This window comes from Enterobacter sp. CM29 (assembly GCF_013179605.1).
Classification (GTDB): Bacteria; Pseudomonadota; Gammaproteobacteria; order Enterobacterales; family Enterobacteriaceae; genus Enterobacter; species Enterobacter intestinihominis.
In genome coordinates this window covers 1-18,971 of sequence record NZ_JABMCU010000077.1, presented here as the reverse complement: position 1 = coordinate 18,971, position 18,971 = coordinate 1, and the positions used below count along the sequence as shown (strand labels likewise).

Below are 18,971 nucleotides of genomic sequence, written 5' to 3'. Positions count from 1 at the left end.
ATGAAAAAACCCATGACGTGATCCGCAATAACCTCGATCGCAGCCCAATGTACGCCGGCGTGATCGAAGGGATCGGCCCACGTTATTGCCCGTCGATCGAAGATAAAGTGATGCGCTTTGCCGATCGTAACCAGCATCAGATCTTCCTCGAACCTGAAGGGCTGACCTCGAACGAAATTTACCCGAACGGCATCTCCACCAGCCTGCCGTTCGACGTGCAGATGCAGATTGTGCGTTCAATGCAGGGGATGGAAAACGCGAAGATCGTTCGTCCTGGCTACGCTATTGAGTACGATTTCTTCGATCCGCGTGACCTGAAGCCGACGCTGGAAAGCAAATTCATCCAGGGTCTGTTCTTCGCAGGCCAGATTAACGGCACCACCGGGTACGAAGAAGCTGCCGCACAAGGGCTGCTGGCCGGTCTGAACGCCGCTCGCTTCTCTGCCGAGAAAGAGGGCTGGGCACCGGCGCGTTCTCAGGCTTACCTGGGTGTTCTGGTCGACGATCTCTGCACGCTGGGGACCAAAGAACCGTACCGCATGTTTACTTCTCGTGCGGAATATCGCCTGATGCTGCGCGAAGACAATGCCGATCTGCGTCTGACCGAGGTGGGCCGCGAATTGGGTCTGGTGGATGACGAACGCTGGGCGCGCTTCAACGAGAAGCTGGAGCGTATCGAACAGGAACGTCAGCGCCTGAAAACCACCTGGGTGAATCCGCAGGCGGAAACTGCTGCTGAAGTGAACGCTCACTTAACTGCGCCGCTTTCGCGCGAAGCCAGTGGTGAAGATCTGCTGCGCCGTCCTGAAGTCACCTACGAGAATCTGGTCAAACTGACCGCGTTCGCACCGGGCCTTGAAGACGCTGAAGCGGCTGAACAGGTCGAGATTCAGGTGAAATACGAAGGTTACATCGCGCGTCAGCAGGATGAGATCGAAAAACAGCAGCGCAACGAAAATACGCTGCTGCCGGAAATGCTGGACTATCGTCAGGTGACGGGGCTTTCCAACGAAGTGATCGCTAAGCTGAACGATCACAAACCTGTGTCGATTGGCCAGGCCTCACGTATCTCCGGTGTCACACCTGCCGCGATTTCGATTCTGCTGGTGTGGCTGAAAAAGCAGGGTATGCTGCGCCGCAGCGCGTAATTAACATTGCTTTTGGCGGGTGGCGCTTCGCTTACCCGCCCTACTTAATCGTAGGCCCGGTAAGCGGCAGCGCCACCGGGCGAAAAATCTCTCAACAGGTATCCACCGTGCTCAATAAACTCTCTCGTCTGCTGGAACAGGCAGGTATTTCGCTCACCGATCACCAGAAAAATCAGCTGGTGGCCTATGTCGATATGCTGAACAAATGGAATAAAGCGTACAACCTCACCTCCGTACGCGATCCCAACGAGATGCTGATTCGCCATATTCTCGATAGCATCGTTGTGGCGCCGTATCTAACCGGTGAACGTTTTATCGACGTGGGCACCGGTCCGGGCTTGCCGGGCGTTCCGTTGTCTATTGTTCGACCGGAGAGTCATTTCACGCTGCTGGACAGTCTGGGCAAGCGCGTACGCTTTTTACGACAGGTTCAGCATGAGCTGAAGCTGGAAAACATCACGCCCGTGCAGAGCAGGGTAGAGGAGTTCCCGGCAGAGCCACCGTTTGACGGCGTTATCAGCCGCGCGTTTGCCTCACTCAATGACATGGTGAGCTGGTGCAAACACCTGCCGGCGGATAAGGGCCGTTTTTATGCGCTGAAAGGGCAACTTCCGGGGGACGAAATAGAGCAGCTTCCGGACGGTTTTGCAGTGGAATCCATTGAAAAACTCCAGATCCCTCAGCTCGAAGGTGAGCGTCATCTGGTGATAATTAAGCCAAACACATTTTAAAAAATTAATAAAAAATGTGGAATTTGTGCTGTTCTGATGGTGTTAAAAAGCAGCACATCCAGTCTGATTTGGCCGTAGTTAATTTAACCTTGTTGTCACCATGGATTTTCTTATGGTTAACCTGAAGTGATTCGTTCACCCTGAAGATAGTCAACCATGAAAATATCAGCCTGCTAAAAATGGGTAAAGGCAACAAGAATGAGATGTTAAATATTTATTAAGAATGTCAATAAAAGGTTTTTGTTGTATACGGCTCTGTTTTAAAAATAGTTGCGATTTTTTTGCTTTAATTTCAATCGGATGAAATAAATCGTTTTACGTCTTTGATAAATACCACTTTATCGCAAATGTGTATTTTGTGATCTCGTGCACGCTTTATCACCAACGTTTCCGCGCTGTTTGCAGTTTTGCCTGAAGGTTGGCACTGAGTTCAAAAGTTGAAAAATAGGACTGGGGAAAAATATTTAAACATTTATTCACCTTTTCGCTACTTAATGTTTGAAATCACGGGTACGCACCGTATAATTTGACCGCTTTTTGATGCTTGACTCTGAGCCTTAAAGGACGTTTTATACGACACGCGGCATACCTCGAAGGGAGCAGGAGTAAAAACGTGATGTCTGTGTCGCTCTTGAGTAGAAACGTTGCTCGTAAGCTTCTGTTCATTCAGTTTCTGGCTGTGATAGCAAGTGGACTGCTGTTTAGCCTCAAAGACCCCTTCTGGGGCATCTCCGCCGTGTGCGGGGGTTTGGCGGTGGTTCTGCCAAACGTGTTGTTTATGATTTTTGCCTGGCGTCATCAGGCGCATACACCCGCCAAAGGCCGCGTGGCCTGGTCCTTCGCTCTCGGCGAAGTGTGTAAGGTGTTGCTGACCTTTGCTCTACTGGTGATGGCGCTGGCGGTTTTGAAAGTGGTATTCATGCCGCTGATAGCAACGTGGGTTTTGGTGCTGGTGGTACAAGTTCTGGCTCCAGCTGTAATCAATAACAAAGGGTAAAAGGCATCATGGCTTCAGAAAATATGACGCCGCAGGATTACATAGGTCACCATCTGAATAACCTTCAGCTGGACCTGCGTACATTCTCGCTGGTGGATCCACATAACCCCCCGGCCACCTTCTGGACGATCAACATCGACTCCATGTTCTTCTCGGTGGTTTTGGGTCTTCTGTTCCTGGCCATGTTCCGCGGTGTTGCTAAACGAGCGACCAGCGGTGTTCCAGGGAAATTCCAGACGTTCATCGAGATGATCATCGGCTTCGTCCATGGCAGCGTCAAAGACATGTACCATGGTAAGAGCAAGCTGATTGCTCCGCTGGCCCTGACCGTGTTCGTTTGGGTCTTCCTGATGAACCTGATGGACCTTCTGCCTATCGATTTCCTGCCGTGGATCGGCGAGCATGTCTTCGGTCTGCCTGCACTGCGCGTGGTTCCGTCTGCCGACGTGAACATCACCCTGTCGATGGCGCTGGGCGTATTTATCCTGATTCTTTTCTACAGCATCAAAATGAAAGGCGTAAGCGGCTTTGTGAAAGAGCTTACCTTGCAGCCGTTCAACCACTGGGCGTTTATTCCGGTCAACCTGATCCTGGAAGGCGTTAGCCTGCTGTCCAAACCTGTTTCACTGGGTCTGCGACTGTTCGGCAACATGTATGCGGGTGAGCTGATTTTCATTCTGATCGCGGGTCTTCTGCCGTGGTGGTCACAGTGGATTCTGAATGTGCCATGGGCCATTTTCCACATCCTGATCATTACGCTGCAAGCCTTTATCTTCATGGTTCTGACGATCGTCTATCTGTCGATGGCGTCTGAAGAGCACTGATTTTTTACCAACACTACTACGTTTTAATTGAAACAAACTGGAGACTGTCATGGAAAACCTGAATATGGATCTGCTGTACATGGCTGCCGCTGTGATGATGGGTCTGGCGGCTATCGGTGCTGCGATCGGTATCGGCATCCTCGGGGGCAAATTCCTGGAAGGCGCAGCGCGTCAACCTGATCTGATTCCTCTGCTGCGTACTCAGTTCTTTATCGTTATGGGTCTGGTGGATGCAATCCCAATGATCGCTGTAGGTCTGGGTCTGTACGTGATGTTTGCTGTCGCGTAGTAGTTGTTTTAAAACCCCAAGCCACAGAAATTTAAGAGGTATTGTGCTGTGAACATGAACGCAACAATCCTCGGCCAGGCCATCGCGTTTATTCTCTTTGTCTGGTTCTGCATGAAGTATGTATGGCCGCCTTTAATGGCTGCCATCGAAAAACGTCAGAAAGAAATTGCTGACGGTCTGGCTTCCGCAGAACGCGCTAAGAAAGATTTGGACCTTGCACAGGCCAACGCGACAGACCAGCTGAAAAAAGCGAAAGCTGAAGCTCAGGTAATCATTGAACAGGCTAACAAACGCCGTTCTCAGATCCTGGACGAAGCCAAAGCTGAAGCAGAACAGGAACGTACTAAGATCGTGACACAGGCTCAGGCTGAAATTGAAGCTGAGCGTAAACGTGCTCGTGAAGAACTGCGTAAGCAGGTTGCGATTCTGGCTGTTGCTGGCGCCGAGAAGATCATCGAACGTTCCGTGGATGAAGCTGCTAACAGCGACATCGTGGACAAACTTGTCGCTGAACTGTAAGGAGGGAGGGGCTGATGTCTGAATTTGTTACGGTAGCTCGCCCCTACGCCAAAGCAGCTTTTGACTTTGCTGTCGAACACCAAAATGTCGATCGCTGGCAGAATATGCTGGCGTTTGCCGCTGAGGTGACGAAAAACGAACAAATGGCCGAGTTGCTTTCTGGTGCGTTAGCGCCTGAAACCCTCGCCGCGTCGTTTATCGCCGTGTGCGGAGAGCAACTGGATGCCAACGGCCAGAACCTGATTAAGGTGATGGCGGAAAATGGTCGTCTCCGTGTGCTCCCGGATGTTCTCGAGCAGTTTGAGCACTTACGTGCCCTTAGTGAAGCTACCGCTGAAGTTGAAGTAACTTCCGCGACTGAACTGAGTGATGAACAGCTTGCGAAAATCACCGCCGCGATGGAAAAACGTCTGTCACGCAAAGTTAAGCTGAATTGCAAAATCGATAAGTCTGTAATGGCAGGCGTAATCATCCGTTCGGGTGATATGGTCATTGATGGCAGCGTACGCGGCCGTCTTGAGCGCCTTGCAGACGTCTTGCAGTCTTAAGGGGACTGGAGCATGCAACTGAATTCCACCGAAATCAGCGAACTGATCAAGCAGCGCATTGCTCAGTTCAGTGTTGTGAGTGAAGCTCACAACGAAGGTACTATTGTTTCTGTAAGTGACGGTGTTATCCGCATCCACGGCCTGGCCGATTGTATGCAGGGTGAGATGATTTCCCTGCCGGGTAACCGTTACGCTATCGCACTGAACCTGGAGCGCGACTCCGTAGGTGCCGTTGTGATGGGTCCATACGCTGACCTTGCCGAAGGCATGAAGGTTAAGTGTACTGGCCGTATTCTGGAAGTGCCGGTTGGCCGTGGCCTGCTGGGTCGCGTTGTTAACACCCTGGGTGCGCCAATCGACGGTAAAGGTCCGGTTGAGCACGATGGCTTCTCTCCAATCGAAGTTATCGCACCAGGCGTTATCGACCGTCAGTCCGTTGATCAGCCAGTGCAGACGGGTTATAAGTCCGTTGATGCCATGATCCCAATCGGTCGTGGTCAGCGTGAACTGATCATCGGTGACCGTCAGACCGGTAAAACCGCGATGGCAATCGACGCCATCATCAACCAGCGTGATTCCGGCATCAAATGTGTGTACGTGGCTATCGGCCAGAAAGCGTCCACCATTTCCAACGTGGTTCGTAAACTGGAAGAGCACGGCGCACTGTCTAACACCATCGTTGTGGTAGCTACCGCGTCTGAATCTGCTGCACTGCAATACCTGGCACCATACGCTGGTTGCGCAATGGGCGAATACTTCCGTGACCGCGGTGAAGATGCGCTGATCGTATACGATGACCTGTCTAAACAGGCTGTTGCTTATCGTCAGGTTTCCCTGCTGCTCCGTCGTCCACCAGGACGTGAAGCATTCCCGGGCGACGTATTCTACCTCCACTCTCGTCTGCTGGAGCGTGCTTCCCGCGTTAATGCGGAATACGTCGAGAACTTCACCAAAGGTGAAGTGAAGGGTAAAACAGGTTCTCTGACCGCTCTGCCGATCATTGAAACCCAGGCGGGTGACGTTTCTGCGTTCGTTCCGACCAACGTAATCTCCATTACCGATGGTCAGATCTTCCTGGAAACCAACCTGTTTAACTCCGGTATTCGTCCGGCGGTTAACCCGGGTATCTCCGTATCCCGTGTGGGTGGTGCTGCTCAGACCAAGATCATCAAGAAGCTGTCCGGTGGTATCCGTACCGCGCTGGCACAGTATCGTGAACTGGCTGCGTTCTCTCAGTTCGCATCCGATCTGGACGAAGCAACCCGTAAACAGCTGAGCCACGGTCAGAAAGTGACCGAGCTGCTGAAGCAGAAACAGTACGCGCCAATGTCTGTTGCTCAGCAGGGCCTGGTACTGTTCGCGGCTGAACGCGGTTACCTCGAAGATGTGGAACTGGCGAAAATCGGTAGCTTCGAAGCCGCTCTGCTGGCTTACGTCGACCGTGATCACGCTCCGCTGATGCAAGAGATCAACCAGACCGGTGGCTATAACGACGAAATCGAAGGCAAGCTGAAAGCTATCCTCGATTCCTTCAAAGCAACCCAATCCTGGTAATCGTCCGGCGGCTTGTCTCAGGACAAGCCGTCTGGCATTGAGGAGAAGCTCATGGCCGGCGCAAAAGAGATACGTAGTAAGATCGCAAGCGTCCAGAACACGCAAAAGATCACTAAAGCGATGGAGATGGTCGCCGCTTCCAAAATGCGTAAATCGCAGGATCGCATGGCGGCCAGCCGTCCTTATGCAGAGACCATGCGCAAAGTGATTGGTCACCTTGCAAACGGTAATCTGGAATATAAGCACCCTTACCTGGAAGAACGCGACGTTAAGCGCGTGGGCTACCTGGTGGTGTCGACTGACCGTGGTCTGTGTGGCGGCTTGAACATTAACCTGTTCAAAAAACTGCTGGCGGATATGAAAGGCTGGTCCGATAAAGGCGTTCAGTGCGATCTGGCACTGATTGGCTCTAAAGGCGTCTCTTTCTTTAACTCCGTTGGTGGCAACATTGTCGCTCAGGTGACCGGTATGGGTGATAACCCGTCCCTGTCCGAACTGATCGGCCCGGTTAAAGTGATGTTGCAGGCCTACGATGAAGGCCGTCTGGACAGACTGTACGTTGTCAGCAACAAATTTATTAACACCATGTCTCAGGTGCCTACGCTCACTCAGATGCTGCCGTTACCGGCATCAGAAGATGACGAGCTTAAACAGAAAGCCTGGGATTACCTGTATGAACCCGATCCGAAACCGCTGCTGGATACCCTGCTGCGTCGTTACGTTGAATCTCAGGTTTATCAGGGCGTTGTAGAAAACCTGGCCAGCGAGCAGGCCGCACGAATGGTGGCGATGAAAGCCGCGACCGATAATGGCGGCAGCCTGATTAAAGAGCTGCAGTTGGTTTACAACAAAGCTCGTCAGGCCAGCATTACTCAGGAACTCACCGAGATCGTCTCGGGGGCCGCCGCGGTTTAACCAGGTTTACGAATTACGTAGAGGATTCAAGATGGCTACTGGAAAGATTGTCCAGGTAATCGGCGCCGTGGTGGACGTCGAGTTCCCTCAGGACGCCGTACCACGCGTGTACGACGCGCTTGAGGTACAAAATGGTAACGAGAGCCTGGTGCTGGAAGTTCAGCAGCAGCTCGGCGGCGGTATCGTGCGTACCATCGCCATGGGTTCTTCCGACGGTCTGCGTCGTGGTCTGGAAGTGAAAGACCTTGAGCACCCGATCGAAGTCCCGGTAGGTAAAGCAACACTGGGTCGTATCATGAACGTATTGGGTCAACCAATCGACATGAAAGGCGACATCGGTGAAGAAGAGCGTTGGGCTATCCACCGCGCGGCACCTTCCTACGAAGAGCTGTCCAGCTCTCAGGAACTGCTGGAAACCGGCATCAAAGTTATCGACCTGATGTGCCCGTTCGCGAAGGGCGGTAAAGTTGGTCTGTTTGGTGGTGCGGGTGTAGGTAAAACCGTAAACATGATGGAGCTGATCCGTAACATCGCGATCGAGCACTCCGGTTACTCCGTGTTTGCGGGTGTTGGTGAACGTACTCGTGAGGGTAACGACTTCTACCACGAAATGACCGACTCCAACGTTCTGGATAAAGTATCCCTGGTTTACGGCCAGATGAACGAGCCACCAGGAAACCGTCTGCGCGTTGCGCTGACTGGCCTGACGATGGCTGAGAAGTTCCGTGACGAAGGCCGTGACGTTCTGCTGTTCGTTGATAACATCTACCGTTACACCCTGGCCGGTACTGAAGTATCTGCACTGCTGGGTCGTATGCCTTCAGCGGTAGGTTATCAGCCTACGCTTGCGGAAGAGATGGGTGTTCTTCAGGAACGTATCACCTCTACCAAAACTGGTTCTATCACCTCCGTTCAGGCGGTATACGTACCTGCGGATGACTTGACTGACCCATCTCCAGCCACCACCTTTGCTCACTTAGATGCAACCGTGGTACTGAGCCGTCAGATCGCGTCTCTGGGTATCTACCCGGCCGTTGACCCGCTGGACTCTACCAGCCGTCAGCTGGATCCACTGGTTGTTGGCCAGGAACACTACGACACCGCGCGTGGCGTACAGTCCCTGCTGCAACGTTACCAGGAACTGAAAGACATCATCGCCATCCTGGGTATGGATGAACTGTCTGAAGAAGACAAACTGGTGGTAGCACGTGCGCGTAAGATCCAGCGCTTCCTGTCCCAGCCGTTCTTCGTTGCGGAAGTATTCACCGGTTCTCCAGGTAAATACGTTTCCCTGAAAGACACCATCCGTGGCTTTAAAGGCATCATGGAAGGCGAATACGATCACCTGCCAGAGCAGGCGTTCTACATGGTTGGTTCCATCGAAGAAGCCGTGGAAAAAGCCAAAAAACTTTAACGCCTTAATCGGAGGGTGATATGGCAATGACTTACCACCTGGACGTCGTCAGCGCAGAGCAACAAATGTTCTCTGGTCTGGTCGAGAAAATCCAGGTAACGGGTAGTGAAGGTGAACTGGGTATTTTCCCGGGTCACGCACCGCTGCTCACCGCCATTAAGCCTGGTATGATCCGCATCGTTAAACAGTTCGGTCATGAAGAGTTTATCTATCTGTCCGGCGGCATTCTTGAAGTGCAGCCAGGCAGTGTGACCGTTCTGGCCGATACCGCTATTCGTGGCCAGGATCTCGACGAAGCGCGAGCCCTGGAATCGAAGCGTAAGGCTGAAGAGCACATTAGCAGCTCTCATGGTGACGTGGATTACGCTCAGGCGTCTGCGGAGCTGGCCAAAGCGATCGCGAAACTGCGCGTTATCGAGTTGACCAAAAAAGCGATGTAACACCGGCTTGAAAAGCACAAAAGCCAGTCTGGATCCCAGGCTGGCTTTTTTTTTCGGCCTTAATTCATGATGAAAAAGATGTAGAATTTTAAGCATCAAACGTTTTTACTTCTCACACAAACTACCGTCAGGATGCGTATGTTAAACAGTGCGATGAGCGTGGTGATCCTTGCCGCAGGCAAAGGTACCCGCATGTATTCCGATCTGCCTAAAGTGCTCCACACACTGGCAGGAAAGCCAATGGTGCAGCATGTTATTGATGCAGCTAATGAATTAGGCGCCAGCCAGGTGCATCTGGTTTATGGACATGGCGGCGATCTGCTGAAAAAAACGCTGCGTGACGACAATCTCAACTGGGTGCTACAGGCAGAACAGCTGGGTACGGGTCATGCAATGCAGCAGGCTGCACCCTTCTTCGCTGATGATGAAGACATCCTGATGCTCTACGGCGACGTCCCGCTGATCTCCGTTGAAACCCTCACTCGCCTGCGTGAAGCCAAACCGCAGGGTGGCATTGGGTTGTTAACCGTCGTGCTGGACGATCCAACCGGCTATGGCCGCATTACGCGTGAAAACGGCAAGGTAACCGGGATTGTTGAGCATAAAGATGCCACTGACGAACAGCGTCAGATTCAGGAGATCAACACCGGCATCCTGATTGCGAACGGTGCGGATATGAAGCGCTGGCTGTCTAAACTCAATAATAACAACGCGCAGGGTGAATACTACATCACCGACATCATTGCGATGGCGTACCAGGAAGGGCGTGAGATTGCCGCCGTTCATCCGGCGCGTATCAGCGAAACGGACGGGGTAAACAACCGTCTACAGCTGTCACGCCTGGAGCGTATTTACCAGTCCGAGCAGGCAGAAAAACTGTTGCTGGCGGGCGTTATGCTGCGCGATCCGGCGCGTTTCGATCTGCGTGGCACGCTGACCCACGGGCGCGACGTTGAAATAGATACTAACGTTATCCTGGAAGGTAACGTCACGCTGGGCAACCGCGTCAAAATCGGCACCGGCTGTGTGATTAAAAACAGCGTGATCGGTGACGACTGCGAAATCAGCCCGTACAGCGTGGTGGAAGATGCCCATCTTGAGGCGGCATGTACCATTGGCCCGTTTGCGCGTCTGCGCCCGGGCGCTGAGCTGCTGGAAGGCGCTCATGTAGGTAACTTCGTGGAAATGAAAAAAGCACGTCTCGGTAAAGGCTCGAAAGCCGGTCATCTGACCTATCTGGGCGATGCGGAAATTGGCGACAACGTGAACATCGGTGCAGGGACGATTACCTGTAACTATGACGGTGCCAATAAGTTTAAAACCATCATCGGTGATGATGTGTTTGTAGGTTCCGATACCCAGCTGGTGGCGCCTGTTACCGTGGGCAAAGGCGTGACCATTGCCGCCGGGACAACCGTTACGCGCGATGTGGCCGAGAACGAGCTGGTGTTAAGCCGCGTTCCGCAGGTCAGTAAGCAGGGCTGGAAACGCCCGGTGAAGAAAAAGTAACGACAATATACACCCCTCACCCTGACCCTCTCCCCATAGGGGAGAGGGGAACTGAATGGTGCGGTTTTCACCCTCTCCCCTTTGGGGAGAGGGCTGGGGTGAGGGGATAACATAATCCTCCCCCCACCAGCAGTACCCATAAAAATAACCCCACTCTCTACAAGGCTCGGGGTGCCCGGAAAGGGCAAATACAGGTCAGCGACAACGCATGGCATAACGCCATAATCAGGAATCTAACTATGTGTGGAATTGTTGGCGCAGTTGCGCAGCGTGATATTGCTGAAATCCTTCTCGAAGGTTTACGTCGTCTGGAATACCGTGGTTATGACTCAGCCGGTCTGGCTGTCGTCGATGCAGAAGGTCATATGACCCGTCTGCGTCGTCTCGGTAAAGTGCAGATGCTGGCCCAGGCGGCGGAGGAACATCCGCTGCACGGTGGCACCGGTATTGCGCATACCCGCTGGGCGACTCACGGTGAGCCATCTGAAGGCAACGCACACCCGCATGTGTCTGAACACATTGTGGTGGTGCATAACGGCATTATCGAAAACCACGAACCGCTGCGTGAAGAACTGAAAGCGCGCGGCTATACCTTCGTCTCTGAAACCGACACCGAAGTAATTGCTCACCTGGTGCACTGGGAGCTGGCACAGGGCGGTACACTGCGTGATGCGGTGCTGCGCGCTATCCCTCAGCTGCGTGGTGCTTACGGTACGGTGATCATGGATTCCCGTGACCCGTCCACGCTGCTGGCCGCGCGTTCCGGTAGCCCGATGGTGATTGGTCTGGGCATGGGTGAAAACTTTATCGCTTCCGACCAGCTGGCGCTGCTGCCGGTTACCCGTCGCTTTATCTTCCTGGAAGAGGGCGACATTGCCGAGGTGACACGTCGCAGCGTGACCGTATTCGACACGAAAGGCGAGCAGGTTAAGCGCCAGGAAATCGAATCAAACCTGCAATACGACGCGGGCGACAAAGGTGCTTATCGTCACTACATGCAGAAAGAGATCTACGAACAGCCAAACGCCATTAAAAACACCCTGACCGGGCGCATCAGCCATGGTGAAGTGGATCTGAGCGAGCTGGGCGCCAATGCCAACGAAATGCTGAGCAAAGTCGAGCACATTCAGATCGTGGCCTGCGGTACCTCTTACAACTCCGGTATGGTCTCTCGCTACTGGTTTGAATCCCTGGCGGGCGTGCCGTGCGACGTCGAAATCGCATCTGAGTTCCGCTATCGTAAATCCGCTGTGCGCCGTAACAGCCTGATGATCACCCTTTCCCAGTCTGGCGAAACGGCCGATACCCTGGCGGCGCTGCGTCTGTCTAAAGAGTTGGGTTACCTGGGTTCGCTGGCCATCTGTAACGTACCGGGCTCCTCGCTGGTGCGTGAATCCGATCTGGCGCTGATGACTAAAGCGGGCACCGAAATCGGCGTCGCTTCCACCAAAGCGTTTACCACTCAGCTGACCGTTCTGCTGATGCTGGTGGCGAAGCTGGCGCGTCTGAAAGGCGAAGATGCTTCCGTTGAGCATGACATCGTTCACGGTCTCCAGGCGCTGCCGAGCCGTATTGAGCAGATGCTGTCTCAGGACAAGCGCATTGAGGCGCTGGCTGAAGATTTCTCTGATAAGCACCACGCTCTGTTCCTGGGCCGTGGCGATCAGTACCCTATCGCGCTGGAAGGCGCGCTGAAGCTGAAAGAGATCTCCTACATCCACGCGGAAGCCTACGCGGCAGGCGAGCTGAAACACGGTCCGCTGGCGCTGATCGACGCGGATATGCCGGTTATCGTGGTGGCACCGAACAACGAACTGCTGGAAAAACTGAAATCTAACATCGAAGAGGTGCGCGCCCGTGGTGGTGTACTGTACGTCTTTGCGGATAAAGATGCCTGTTTCGCCAGCAGCGACAACATGCACATCATCGAGATGCCGCATGTGGAAGAGGTGATTGCGCCGATCTTCTACACCGTACCGCTGCAACTGCTGGCTTACCACGTCGCGCTGATCAAAGGCACCGACGTTGACCAGCCGCGAAATCTGGCGAAGTCCGTTACCGTAGAATAATCCTTCCAGGCTCCGCCATCCGGTGGAGCCTTTTTTTATGACAATCCGTCATTTTCAGCTATTTTATCAGTGTCACATAAAGAAAATATTACTGAAAACAAGCTGTCATAATAATCATTAAGTTTATGATTTATTTATGGATTTTTGCTTAATTTTAAGTGAAATTTTCTTTGTCATAAAACTGTCATATTTCGTACATTTATCTGTCACCTGTTTGTCCTATTTTGCTCATCGTAGCCACTTAAACAATGATTTACGAAATCCTTGCAGGAGACATTATGAAAGTTATGCGTACCACTGTCGCAACTGTTGTCGCCGCGACCTTATCTCTGAGCGCTTTCTCTGCTTTCGCAGCAGCAAGCCTGACTGGCGCTGGTGCAACCTTCCCTGCGCCGGTGTATGCCAAATGGGCGGATACCTACCAGAAAGAGACCGGTAACAAGGTCAACTATCAGGGTATCGGCTCCTCCGGTGGCGTAAAACAAATTACCGCGAATACCGTTGATTTCGGCGCATCCGACGCTCCGCTGTCTGATGAGAAACTGAATCAGGAAGGCCTGTTCCAGTTCCCGACCGTGATCGGCGGCGTTGTGCTGGCTGTTAACATCCCTGGCCTGAAATCAGGCGAGCTGGTGCTGGACGGCAAAACCCTGGGTGATATCTATCTGGGCAAAATCAAAAAATGGGATGACGAAGCCATCACGAAACTGAACCCGGGCGTTAAGCTGCCTTCGCAGAATATCGCGGTGGTTCGTCGTGCTGACGGCTCTGGTACCTCTTTCGTGTTCACCAGCTACCTGGCGAAAGTGAACGAAGAGTGGAAATCTAAAGTCGGTTCCGGCTCTACCGTTAACTGGCCAACCGGTCTGGGCGGTAAAGGCAACGACGGTATCGCTGCCTTCGTACAGCGTCTGCCTGGCTCTATCGGCTACGTAGAGTACGCTTACGCGAAGCAGAACAACCTGGCTTACACCAAACTGGTTTCTGCTGACGGCAAACCGGTTAGCCCGACCGAAGAGAACTTCGCTAACGCCGCAAAAGGCGCTGACTGGAGCAAATCCTTCGCTCAGGACCTGACCAACCAGAAAGGCGACGATGCATGGCCTATCACGTCTACCACCTTCATTCTGGTCCACAAAGAGCAGAAGAAGCCTGAGCAGGGTGCTGAAGTGCTGAAGTTCTTCGACTGGGCATACAAAAACGGCGGCAAACAGGCGAATGACCTGGATTACGCCAGCCTGCCAGACAGCGTGGTTGAGCAGATCCGTGCTGCATGGAAAACCAACGTGAAAGACAGCAGCGGTAAAGCGCTGTACTAACAGGATATTTTTGACGAAGATGGCGGGTGGCGCGCAGCGATCCCGCCCTACGGTTCATCCTGTAGGCCCGGTAAGCGCCAGCGCCACCGGGCATATTCGTAAGACGTCTCATAAAGAAGAGTAATTTATGGCTGCAACCAAGCCTGCATTTAACCCTCCGGGTAAAAAAGGTGACATGATTTTCAGCGCGCTGGTGAAACTGGCTGCGCTGATTGTGCTATTGCTGCTGGGCGGCATAATCGTGTCCCTCATTTTCTCCTCCTGGCCGAGCATTCAAAAATTTGGTTTCGCCTTCCTGTGGACCAAAGAGTGGGATGCGCCGAACGATATTTACGGTGCGCTGGTGCCGATTTACGGCACGCTGGTGACCTCTTTTATCGCTCTGCTGATTGCGGTGCCGGTAAGCTTCGGTATTGCCCTGTTCCTGACGGAGCTGGCACCAGGCTGGCTGCGACGTCCGCTGGGTATCGCCATTGAACTGCTGGCGGCCATCCCAAGTATCGTTTACGGCATGTGGGGCCTGTTTATCTTTGCTCCGCTGTTTGCGACGTACTTCCAGGAGCCGGTGGGTAATGTTCTCTCCGCCGTTCCGTTTGTGGGGGCCCTGTTCTCTGGCCCGGCATTCGGTATCGGTATTCTGGCGGCTGGCGTGATACTCGCCATCATGATTATTCCGTACATTGCGGCGGTCATGCGCGATGTCTTCGAACAAACCCCGGTGATGATGAAAGAGTCGGCCTACGGCATCGGCTGCACCACCTGGGAGGTTATCTGGCGCATCGTCCTTCCGTTCACCAAAAATGGGGTGATCGGCGGCATCATGCTGGGCTTAGGCCGCGCGCTGGGTGAAACCATGGCGGTGACCTTTATCATCGGCAACACCTACCAGCTCGACAGCGTGTCGCTCTACATGCCGGGGAACAGTATTACCTCTGCGCTGGCGAACGAATTTGCCGAAGCGGAATCCGGGCTGCACGTCGCAGCGCTGATGGAACTGGGTCTGATCCTGTTTGTTATTACCTTTATTGTGCTGGCTATCTCCAAGCTGATGATTATGCGTCTGGCTAAAAACGAGGGGGCACGCTAATGGCGACTCTCGACATGCAAAACACCGCTCAGCTTGCGGAATCTCGTCGCAAAATGCAGTCAAAGCGCCGGATTAAAAACCGCATTGCGCTGACGCTTTCCATGGCCACGATGGCGTTCGGCCTGTTCTGGCTGATCTGGATCCTGATGTCCACCATCACCCGTGGTATTGATGGAATGTCCCTGGCGCTGTTCACCGAGATGACGCCGCCGCCAAACACGGCGGGTGGTGGTCTGGCAAACGCCCTGGCGGGCAGCGGCCTGCTGATCCTGTGGGCGACCGTTTTCGGTACGCCGTTGGGCATCATGGCGGGTATCTATCTGGCGGAGTATGGCCGCAAGTCCTGGATCGCTGAAGTCATCCGCTTTATTAACGACATTCTGCTTTCTGCCCCGTCGATAGTGGTAGGTCTGTTTGTTTACACCATCGTGGTGGCGCAAATGGAACACTTCTCCGGCTGGGCGGGTGTGATTGCGCTGGCGCTGTTGCAGGTGCCTATCGTTATTCGTACCACTGAAAACATGCTGAAACTGGTGCCGGACAGCCTGCGTGAAGCGGCTTACGCGCTGGGCACGCCGAAATGGAAAATGATTTCGGCGATCACCCTGAAAGCGTCCGTCTCGGGGATCATGACCGGTATCCTGCTGGCTATCGCCCGTATCGCTGGTGAAACCGCACCGCTGCTGTTTACCGCCCTCTCCAACCAGTTCTGGAGTACGGACATGATGCAGCCGATCGCCAACCTGCCGGTGACGATCTTTAAATTTGCGATGAGCCCATTCGCGGAATGGCAGCAGCTGGCCTGGGCCGGGGTGCTGATCATCACCCTTTGCGTACTGTTGCTGAACATTCTGGCGCGCGTCATTTTCGCGAAGCAGAAACACGGTTAAATTTTTACGGCGCGGCACATCGCGGCGCCGAATGAGGAAATGAGTCAATGAGTATGGTTGATACTGCCCCGGGTAAGATTCAGGTTCGTGATTTGAACTTCTACTACGGCAAATTCCATGCCCTGAAGAATATCAACCTGGATATCGCGAAGAACCAGGTCACGGCATTTATCGGTCCGTCTGGCTGTGGTAAATCCACGCTGCTGCGCACCTTTAACAAAATGTATTCGCTCTATCCGGAGCAGCGCGCAGAAGGTGAAATTCTGCTGGACGGTGACAACATCCTGACCAATACCCAGGATATCGCCCTGCTGCGTGCGAAAGTGGGGATGGTGTTCCAGAAACCCACGCCGTTCCCGATGTCGATCTATGACAACATCGCCTTTGGTGTGCGTCTGTTTGAGAAGCTCTCCCGTGCGGATATGGACGAGCGCGTGCAGTGGGCATTGACCAAGGCCGCATTATGGAACGAAACCAAAGATAAACTTCACCAGAGCGGGTACTCTCTCTCCGGTGGTCAGCAGCAGCGTCTGTGCATTGCGCGCGGTATCGCCATTCGCCCGGAAGTCTTGCTGCTGGATGAGCCGTGCTCAGCCCTGGACCCGATCTCAACCGGGCGTATCGAAGAGCTGATCACCGAGCTGAAGCAGGATTACACCGTGGTGATCGTCACTCACAACATGCAGCAGGCTGCCCGTTGTTCTGACCACACGGCGTTTATGTACCTGGGCGAGTTGATTGAGTTCAGCGATACGGACGCGCTGTTCACCCGTCCTGCGAAGAAACAAACCGAAGATTATATTACTGGCCGCTACGGTTGATTTGCCTTAGTGCATGTGGAGAAACCATGGACAACCTCAATCTTAATAAACACATTTCCGGTCAGTTTAACGCAGAGCTGGAAAGCATTCGCACCCAGGTGATGACCATGGGCGGCATGGTCGAGCAGCAGCTTTCTGATGCGATTACGGCAATGCACAACCAGGACAGCGAGCTGGCGAAGCGCGTTATCGAAGGCGATCACAACGTCAATATGATGGAAGTCGCCATCGACGAAGCGTGCGTGCGCATCATTGCCAAGCGTCAGCCAACCGCGAGCGACCTGCGTCTGGTAATGGCGATCATCAAAACTATCGCCGAGCTGGAGCGTATTGGTGACGTGGCGGATAAAATCTGCCGCACAGCGCTGGAGAAATTCTCCCAGCAGCACCAGCCGCTGCTGGTGAGCCTGGAGTCTCTCGGTCGCCACACCGTGCAGATGCTGCACGATGTGCTGGACGCTTTCGCGCGCATGGATCTGGACGAAGCGGTCCGTATCTACCGTGAAGATAAGAAAGTTGACCAGGAATACGAAGGCATAGTGCGTCAGCTAATGACCTACATGATGGAAGATTCCCGTACCATTCCAAGCGTGCTGACCGCGCTGTTCTGCGCGCGCTCAATTGAGCGTATTGGCGACCGCTGCCAGAACATTTGCGAATACATCTTCTACTTCGTGAAGGGACAGGATTTCCGTCACGTGGGCGGCGACGAGCTGGACAAGCTGCTGGCGGGTAAAGATCCGAAAGAGTGATGTGTGTGGCGGGTGGCGCTATCGCTTACCCGCCCTACGATCCTTGTAGGCCGGATAAGCGTTAGCGCCATCCGGCTTTGTTTTTTCAGCGAGTAATATCCCACCCGCGCGCCTTCCACAATTCCGGCAGCTGCGCCAGGTCTGTAAAGGTCGTCACTTTTGGATGATCGATCGGCTTGTTGTGCGGATCGGCGCAGAAGTAAAACACCTCCATCCCCGCTTCAATCCCCGACTGCGCGCCCGCAGACGAGTCATCCACCAGGATGCAGTTCTCCACGTTGACGTTCATCGCCTTCGCCGCGTGGAACATCAATGCCGGATCCGGCTTCCAGCGCTGGATATCGTAGCCGCTGAACAGTTTTTCCGGGAAGTGGTGCAACATGTCCAGCTTGCCGAGTGAATGTTGCATTTTGCTGACCGGGCCGTTAGAGACCACGCAGATCGGCACCGTCATCGCATCCAGCAGCGCGTTAGCGCCGGCGATAACTTCCAGCTCGGCGTCGAAGAGGCGTGCGACCTCGGCGCGGTACACCGGTTCCAGATCCGCTTTCGCCAGATCCACCCCGTGCTCTTCGTTAATGATGTCGATGATCTCGTACAGCTTCACGCCCTTAAAGCGTTTAAACACCTCTTCGAGATCGAGCGTAATGCCAAATTCCTGGAACATGGCGACATACGCGCGGGAACAAATGACCTCACTGTCGACCAGCGTACCGTCACAGTCGAAAAATACCGCTTCAATTCCGGACATGCCTTTCCCTTTTAACAAGTTTAACGTTTACGTACGACAGTTTAACGAGACGCAATCGTTGCCGTATAAGCAAAATCAATGAAAAAAGTATCCCGTAACCGCCACTATTGTCGCATTTTGGTATAGGATAGCGACGAATTTTCCCTCCTTGTTCGGAAATTGATGATGAGTCAACAACACACTACCCAGACATCTGGTCAGGGGCTGCTTGAGCGCGTGTTCAAACTGCGCGAGCACGGCACAACGGCACGCACCGAAGTGATCGCCGGTTTTACTACCTTCCTGACGATGGTCTATATCGTTTTCGTTAACCCGCAAATTCTGGGCGTGGCTGGCATGGACACCAGCGCCGTCTTTGTTACCACCTGTCTGATCGCGGCCCTTGGCAGCATCC

General features: G+C 53.5%; 19 protein-coding genes and 1 pseudogene. 19 read left to right on the top strand and 1 reads right to left on the bottom strand.

Annotated features, from left to right (window positions below; all coding sequences use genetic code 11):
- The 18 genes from mnmG to phoU form a co-directional block, all read left to right on the top strand.
- On the top strand, positions 1 to 1,148 hold a 1,148-nt coding region (gene mnmG, locus HP459_RS11655), incomplete at its 5' end, for a tRNA uridine-5-carboxymethylaminomethyl(34) synthesis enzyme MnmG (RefSeq protein WP_171936233.1).
- 107 nt (positions 1,149 to 1,255) lie between these two features.
- Positions 1,256 to 1,879, top strand: a complete 624-nt coding sequence (gene rsmG, locus HP459_RS11650) for a 16S rRNA (guanine(527)-N(7))-methyltransferase RsmG (protein WP_022649872.1) — start codon at positions 1,256 to 1,258, stop codon at positions 1,877 to 1,879.
- Between the two features lie 616 nt (positions 1,880 to 2,495).
- Positions 2,496 to 2,876 carry a F0F1 ATP synthase subunit I gene (atpI, locus tag HP459_RS11645; RefSeq protein ID WP_008500194.1) on the top strand — a complete coding sequence of 127 codons (381 nt, stop codon included), beginning with the start codon at positions 2,496 to 2,498 and terminating at the stop codon, positions 2,874 to 2,876.
- 8 nt (positions 2,877 to 2,884) lie between these two features.
- Complete coding sequence (gene atpB / locus HP459_RS11640) at positions 2,885 to 3,700, top strand: F0F1 ATP synthase subunit A (RefSeq protein ID WP_022649873.1); 816 nt, start codon at positions 2,885 to 2,887, stop codon at positions 3,698 to 3,700.
- A gap of 49 nt (positions 3,701 to 3,749) precedes the next feature.
- Positions 3,750 to 3,989 (top strand): F0F1 ATP synthase subunit C, encoded by a 240-nt coding sequence (gene atpE / locus HP459_RS11635; protein ID WP_000429386.1) that lies wholly within the window; start codon positions 3,750 to 3,752, stop codon positions 3,987 to 3,989.
- Positions 3,990 to 4,037: 48 nt separating this feature from the next.
- Positions 4,038 to 4,508 (top strand): F0F1 ATP synthase subunit B, encoded by a 471-nt coding sequence (atpF, locus tag HP459_RS11630; RefSeq protein ID WP_003862370.1) that lies wholly within the window; start codon positions 4,038 to 4,040, stop codon positions 4,506 to 4,508.
- A 14-nt stretch (positions 4,509 to 4,522) separates the two neighbouring features.
- A complete protein-coding gene (atpH, locus tag HP459_RS11625; RefSeq protein WP_003862369.1) occupies positions 4,523 to 5,056 on the top strand; it encodes a F0F1 ATP synthase subunit delta in 534 nt (177 codons plus the stop codon).
- A gap of 12 nt (positions 5,057 to 5,068) precedes the next feature.
- The gene (gene atpA, locus HP459_RS11620) at positions 5,069 to 6,610 is read left to right on the top strand and encodes a F0F1 ATP synthase subunit alpha (RefSeq protein WP_006808751.1); all 1,542 of its coding nucleotides are present in this window, start codon (positions 5,069 to 5,071) and stop codon (positions 6,608 to 6,610) included.
- A gap of 51 nt (positions 6,611 to 6,661) precedes the next feature.
- A complete protein-coding gene (gene atpG / locus HP459_RS11615) occupies positions 6,662 to 7,525 on the top strand; it encodes a F0F1 ATP synthase subunit gamma (protein ID WP_003862364.1) in 864 nt (287 codons plus the stop codon).
- A 31-nt stretch (positions 7,526 to 7,556) separates the two neighbouring features.
- Positions 7,557 to 8,939 (top strand): F0F1 ATP synthase subunit beta, encoded by a 1,383-nt coding sequence (gene atpD / locus HP459_RS11610; RefSeq protein WP_003862362.1) that lies wholly within the window; start codon positions 7,557 to 7,559, stop codon positions 8,937 to 8,939.
- 20 nt (positions 8,940 to 8,959) lie between these two features.
- Positions 8,960 to 9,379, top strand: coding sequence for a F0F1 ATP synthase subunit epsilon (locus HP459_RS11605; protein WP_006177560.1), 420 nt, complete (start codon positions 8,960 to 8,962; stop codon positions 9,377 to 9,379).
- 138 nt (positions 9,380 to 9,517) lie between these two features.
- A complete protein-coding gene (gene glmU, locus HP459_RS11600; protein WP_023298943.1) occupies positions 9,518 to 10,888 on the top strand; it encodes a bifunctional UDP-N-acetylglucosamine diphosphorylase/glucosamine-1-phosphate N-acetyltransferase GlmU in 1,371 nt (456 codons plus the stop codon).
- Between the two features lie 239 nt (positions 10,889 to 11,127).
- On the top strand, positions 11,128 to 12,957 hold the full coding sequence (glmS, locus tag HP459_RS11595) for a glutamine--fructose-6-phosphate transaminase (isomerizing) (RefSeq protein ID WP_171936232.1): 1,830 nt from the start codon (positions 11,128 to 11,130) through the stop codon (positions 12,955 to 12,957).
- Between the two features lie 278 nt (positions 12,958 to 13,235).
- Positions 13,236 to 14,276, top strand: coding sequence for a phosphate ABC transporter substrate-binding protein PstS (gene pstS, locus HP459_RS11590; RefSeq protein WP_022649876.1), 1,041 nt, complete (start codon positions 13,236 to 13,238; stop codon positions 14,274 to 14,276).
- Between the two features lie 127 nt (positions 14,277 to 14,403).
- The gene (pstC, locus tag HP459_RS11585) at positions 14,404 to 15,363 is read left to right on the top strand and encodes a phosphate ABC transporter permease PstC (RefSeq protein WP_022649877.1); all 960 of its coding nucleotides are present in this window, start codon (positions 14,404 to 14,406) and stop codon (positions 15,361 to 15,363) included.
- Positions 15,363 to 16,253: a phosphate ABC transporter permease PstA gene (gene pstA, locus HP459_RS11580; protein WP_022649878.1), complete on the top strand. Its 891-nt coding sequence runs from the start codon at positions 15,363 to 15,365 to the stop codon at positions 16,251 to 16,253. The genes pstC and pstA overlap by 1 nt, the downstream gene beginning before the upstream one ends.
- A 47-nt stretch (positions 16,254 to 16,300) precedes the next feature.
- Positions 16,301 to 17,074, top strand: coding sequence for a phosphate ABC transporter ATP-binding protein PstB (gene pstB, locus HP459_RS11575; RefSeq protein WP_003861154.1), 774 nt, complete (start codon positions 16,301 to 16,303; stop codon positions 17,072 to 17,074).
- 26 nt (positions 17,075 to 17,100) lie between these two features.
- On the top strand, positions 17,101 to 17,826 hold the full coding sequence (phoU, locus tag HP459_RS11570; RefSeq protein WP_003861153.1) for a phosphate signaling complex protein PhoU: 726 nt from the start codon (positions 17,101 to 17,103) through the stop codon (positions 17,824 to 17,826).
- An 85-nt stretch (positions 17,827 to 17,911) separates the two neighbouring features.
- Here the strand turns inward: phoU and yieH are convergent, their stop codons facing one another.
- Positions 17,912 to 18,577, bottom strand: coding sequence for a 6-phosphogluconate phosphatase (gene yieH, locus HP459_RS11565; RefSeq protein ID WP_045308267.1), 666 nt, complete (start codon positions 18,575 to 18,577; stop codon positions 17,912 to 17,914).
- A gap of 165 nt (positions 18,578 to 18,742) precedes the next feature.
- Between yieH and HP459_RS11560 the strand changes: the two are divergent.
- Positions 18,743 to 18,971: pseudogene (locus HP459_RS11560) on the top strand (solute carrier family 23 protein); the annotation flags it as partial.